The following is a 4,554-nucleotide window of genomic DNA, read 5'->3' as shown; positions in this document are numbered from 1 at the left end:
AGGACGGATACCGGTACGAATCGATCGAAGACCTGCCGCAAGGCCGTCACCTGTATTGGGGAGGCATGGGCAACGGCACGCTGCTGGTCAACATGACGCGAGTCAAGGGCAACGGCGCCAAGATCAAGGACATCAATTACGCGGAGAAGGAAGCGCTGCGGCAGGTCTTCTCCGTGGCGAACTATCTGCAGCGCACGAATCATCCTAACCATATTTTATCCCACGTTCCCGGCCAGGTCGGCGTCAGGGAGACGAACCAGATTGTCGGACGGTACACGCTCACGGAAGACGACCTGACGAGCGGCCGCCGGTTCGAAGACGTCGTCGCCCAGACCAACTACGAGATCGACATTCATAATCCTACCGGCGGGGCGAGCACGGACGAACGCAAGCTGGACGGATACGACATCCCGTACCGCAGCTTGCTGCCCGAGCGCGTGGACGGCTTGATCGTCGCGGGCCGCAGCATCTCCGCCACCCATGTCGCCATGTCCTCGATGCGCGTGCAAGCGACCTGCTACGCGCTTGGCCAGGCGGCAGGCGTCGCGGCCGCTTTGGCTATCGAGTCGGACCGCCCCGTCGCGGACATCTCCATTCCCGAGCTGCATCAGCGGCTCGCGGAGCAAGGCGTCGTCTTCGCCAAGCCGCAAATCTGAGCGGATACGAAGAAGTAGGGGAGCGGTCGGCGTCGGCGAACGCAGAAGGTGCGATCCCGCTGCGTTCGCCGACGCCGACCTCCCGGTTATTCCGCTTTGCCGGATTCCCTGGCCCGGACGCGAGCATTAGCCGTCGTACCCGCCTCCTCGAACGGTGACGACCGTTCTTGAGGTCGGCGAATGCGTCCGAACCGTCATTTCCAGCAGCATCCGCAGAGGGCTACCCAGCTCGATCCGTTCGGGTAAGCGTACGCGCCTTGTAGATTTTAGGCGGAAACTCCGTATTAAATTCGCTGCCGCAACTTTTCGAGGGGGCTGTGGAGTATAAAGCGGATTTCCCGCTCTATTTCTGCGATTCTCCTGTTTTGGGGGAAAATAAAGCGGATTTCCCACTTTATTTCCACGATCCCCCTGTTTTGGAGAAAATAAAGCGGGGTTTCCACTCTAAATCTTCGTATCATCCCCTTTCGACAAAATTAGCGCTGGTTTTCCGCCTAAAACAGCCGCCCTCCCCCCTGCAGAACTCAGACCCTCAGCGAGCCAAATTCAGGCGGATAAGACGATTTCTCGGGACACAAAAAAAGACGCCGATACCTCCAACGTCTCTGCTCCCGCCACCATCTTCAACCACGGCGATGGACCGGGTCATGTTCTCTGCCCCTCCAAATTGTTCTCATGCTTTAGTCACCGCTATTCTAAGCCCCCATGGATTAGGAAGCAATTTTCCGACTAGTTGAGCGGATCCATTGGAGTTTTCTTGATACCATGCAATCTTATCCATTTTATCATACCGATATCCCTTGGTTCCCGCTTTGCATGCATACTGCCACTCAGCGTCTGACAGTAATCGAAAACCATTCGCTTTTTCGTTATATACCGTGTTCTCGCTTTCATTCGTGATCGTGTAGCATTCAGTTCTGCCAACTCACATTCGATTCCACTTCTTCTTCATTCATTACGAAATGATACAAACGCCGTGTTACCGGATACTTCATGACATAGAAAGGTTCGATCATTTCCGTTCTTATTAATAAAGTCGCGTAATTCAACGGTTCCACCTTCTACCGGCACCATCAGGTTCATGATATCTTTTAGAAAATGCTCTCTGTCGCTTAAGTATTTTACCGATTGTCATCTTAACCACCCTAATCCATAGATTCGCAGCTCTGCATCCGAGCTATCTCATCAGATCTTATCTAGTTCCGACCTCATCAGGTCGTGGGAGGTTCACGTTGAATCCTTTAACGATTAACCATACAGCCAAAACCAATTGTTGAAAGGCGATTGGAAAATTCAACATCATGTAGGCTGCATCCAGACCGATGAAGCGAAGCATAAATAATAGGCTGGCCGCTAGGGACAATGCAGATCCAATTAGCCCCCATGCTGACATCCAGCGGGGCACCAGCATTGTTCGGTAAAATAGGCAGTTAAACAAGAGCATAGCCGCAGCAAAGGCTAGTGTCGTTGCCACGTGGTTCACCAAATCGCGTCCTGCCTGCAGCAATTCTCCCAGTGTCTGAAAATGCGACATATCCAGAGCTCCAGCTTTTGCAAATTCATGGCTTATTGTCAATAGCAACAGAAGGATCATTACCCCGATCATAATGAACACCCCCGCCATAATGCCGAAAGCAACAGATCCAAGGGCCAAACCTTTACTATGCTTGCTTAAGATCGGATACATCAGACTAGGAATACCCACATACGCGATAACCATTAACAATTGGAAAAAGGCCCCGATCAGCACCTGGTTTTCCTGAGTGTATGCCTTGATCATGTAGTCTTCTCCATCTATAACGGGAACAACACTGAATATACCGGCGACTATCCCGGCAATTAATAGCACTCCCGTAATCACAGCAGACCTTCTATCCGAATTTGTTTTCTTCCTCAACCCATTCAACTCCTTGGATAAAAATGATCCAAAATGGTCCTCCGCGAGATGGCGAAAAGGGATTATCTGACCTTACTTTACAGTTGGATTGAATCCTTTTAGAATGAACCACACGGCCATGACCATTTCCTGCAAACCAAGCGGCAGCAAGGCTAAGTTGGATATTGTTCCAAACCAGGCCCATACACCTGTCGCCAAGTAAATCATGCTTGCAACAAAGCCCCAACCCGATAGCCATTCGGGTATGAGCTTGGATTGGTATAGCAGATAATAAAACATCAAAGCACCAAGGCTAAATATAATCATCGTAATGGAATGAATCTGTTCGCCAGAATTCGATAACAAATGACTCATGCTCTGAAGGTCTGCACCGTCGGAAGAAGCTGTATTAGCATTCTCCTTGCTTAATCCCGCCAGCAATAGCCAAATCGCAGTAACCATATAAGTAAAGGGCTCAAGAGCTCCCCGAAAAACAACATATCCAAGAGCCAAAGCTTCATTGTACTTTTTAACAATTGGATAGATGATAACCGGAACCAGGGCAAGTGAAATCCCCATGATTAATATGAAGAGCGTTCCCAGTTTGACTTGGTCCACATTTGTTGAAACTTTCATTAGGACATCAGCGCTCCCCATAGTCGCCCCGCTAAATACAACACTTAGAATGCCTGCAACTGTCCCCAGAATATATAAAACTCCAACGGATCTGGCAATCCCTTTAGGATTCATTTCTCATTCCTTCTTTCTTTTATCTTCCTGCTCCTTTACTTCATAATCGAATACTTCTCCGATCTGAACACCGAACGTTTCAGCGATTCTGAAAGCGAGTTCCAATGAAGGAGAATACTTGCCCGCTTCTATTGAAATGATGGTCTGTCTGGAGACTCCTACTTTTTCGGCCAACTGCTGCTGGGTCATTTCATTGGCAAAGAAACGCAGTCTGCGGATGTTGTTTGTAATATGCAGCTTTCTAGCCATTGCTTACTCCCTTTCTGTAAAAATAAAACTGAGCCAAGCTTCCAATCAGCGAGCCTGCAAAAAAGGATCCGAACATGATGTTAAGCATGACCGCGCTCGAATGGTTGAATACCTGCGACGCGAGGGCTGCGATAAACCCAATGCCTACAACAATGAAGCCAATTCTCGCGGATTTGAGCTCGATGAGCTTATCCCTTTCATCTGTAACCATATCCGATTCGATTGTTTTCTGCATTTCTTTATCGTCGCACTGGCCGTTCCGCGTTTTTTCCTGTACAGCAACCGCCACAGAAAGCAGAATGTGAAAAATGATTTGAATGACAATGGCAGCGGCAATCCCGATACCTATAAACATGAGCATGGCGCCAGCCCAAAATTTCATATCATCTGCGGCAATTGCACCCGACTGAACCTTCCCGTACGCGTAAATACTATACGCCCCAATAATAAATAGCCCCGTAATCATGGAAACGATTGCTCGCTGTTCTTGATACGACATCTCCATCACTCCCACTATAAAGTAATGTTTTCTCCTGTTTTCTCGCTAATTCGCAGTATTTCAACTTCGACAATTGAAGAGGCGTTGGTGGAGAAGGTGATCTGCACCAAGATTTTCTGTAAGAGCGTAGGCGGGAACAGAGTTTGGGATCGTTTTGGTTCCAAAACTGTGAGATGGTGGTTATGATCGCACAGTGGATCTCCACATTCGCCCTTGGGGTTTACCCTCCCATGTCACGCTGGGTCTATGCCCTTACATTCCTTCGTTCTACCTCTCAAGGGGTGGATGCCGATTCTTGCTCCTCTACGGGGTCGTTGCCCTTATGGAATGTTTTCTTCGGCTTCTCCGGTGCTTCCGTTGTCAGAGTTGTTTTCCTTGAATTCGCGTTATCCAGGTCCGTGCTTCTTTGCTTAAGCTGCCATTTGCTGCATCTGAGAATGTCGAACCGGCCCGATTACGTCTGCAGCGTTGTATTCCCTCTGTTTGGTCCCCAGCGTATGCAAGACCCGAATCAACTTCCCGCA

General features: G+C 49.2%; 7 protein-coding genes. 1 reads left to right on the top strand and 6 read right to left on the bottom strand.

Translation table 11 applies throughout. The features are described 5' to 3' along the window. On the top strand, positions 1-656 hold a 656-nt coding region (locus tag ACESLK_RS29820; RefSeq protein WP_373233489.1), incomplete at its 5' end, for an FAD-dependent oxidoreductase. 673 nt (positions 657-1,329) lie between these two features. Here the strand turns inward: ACESLK_RS29820 and ACESLK_RS29815 are convergent. The 6 genes from ACESLK_RS29815 to ACESLK_RS29790 form a co-directional block, all read right to left on the bottom strand. Then, positions 1,330-1,500 (bottom strand): hypothetical protein, encoded by a 171-nt coding sequence (locus ACESLK_RS29815; protein WP_373233490.1) that lies wholly within the window; start codon positions 1,498-1,500, stop codon positions 1,330-1,332. 67 nt (positions 1,501-1,567) lie between these two features. Then, a complete protein-coding gene (locus ACESLK_RS29810) occupies positions 1,568-1,705 on the bottom strand; it encodes a hypothetical protein (RefSeq protein ID WP_373233487.1) in 138 nt (45 codons plus the stop codon). 143 nt (positions 1,706-1,848) lie between these two features. Further along, positions 1,849-2,553: a DUF4386 domain-containing protein gene (locus ACESLK_RS29805; RefSeq protein ID WP_373233485.1), complete on the bottom strand. Its 705-nt coding sequence runs from the start codon at positions 2,551-2,553 to the stop codon at positions 1,849-1,851. A 72-nt stretch (positions 2,554-2,625) separates the two neighbouring features. Beyond that, the gene (locus ACESLK_RS29800) at positions 2,626-3,282 is read right to left on the bottom strand and encodes a DUF4386 domain-containing protein (protein WP_373233484.1); all 657 of its coding nucleotides are present in this window, start codon (positions 3,280-3,282) and stop codon (positions 2,626-2,628) included. A 3-nt stretch (positions 3,283-3,285) separates the two neighbouring features. Beyond that, a complete protein-coding gene (locus ACESLK_RS29795) occupies positions 3,286-3,531 on the bottom strand; it encodes a helix-turn-helix transcriptional regulator (RefSeq protein ID WP_373233483.1) in 246 nt (81 codons plus the stop codon). Beyond that, a complete protein-coding gene (locus tag ACESLK_RS29790) occupies positions 3,524-4,030 on the bottom strand; it encodes a hypothetical protein (RefSeq protein ID WP_373233482.1) in 507 nt (168 codons plus the stop codon). Before ACESLK_RS29790 ends, ACESLK_RS29795 begins: the two co-directional genes overlap by 8 nt. Between the last annotated feature and the right edge of the window lie 524 nt (positions 4,031-4,554).

The organism is Cohnella sp., from assembly GCF_041640265.1.
Classification (GTDB): domain Bacteria; phylum Bacillota; class Bacilli; order Paenibacillales; family Paenibacillaceae; genus Cohnella.
Note: the sequence above shows the minus strand (reverse complement) of the source record. Positions and strands in the feature narration are given on the sequence as shown.

Coding starts and splice junctions, on each gene's coding strand:
- ACESLK_RS29790 (WP_373233482.1), bottom strand. CDS start 4,030: ATGTCGTATCAAGAACAGCGAGCAATCGTTTCCATGATTACGGGGCTA.
- ACESLK_RS29795 (WP_373233483.1), bottom strand. CDS start 3,531: ATGGCTAGAAAGCTGCATATTACAAACAACATCCGCAGACTGCGTTTC.
- ACESLK_RS29800 (WP_373233484.1), bottom strand. CDS start 3,282: ATGAATCCTAAAGGGATTGCCAGATCCGTTGGAGTTTTATATATTCTG.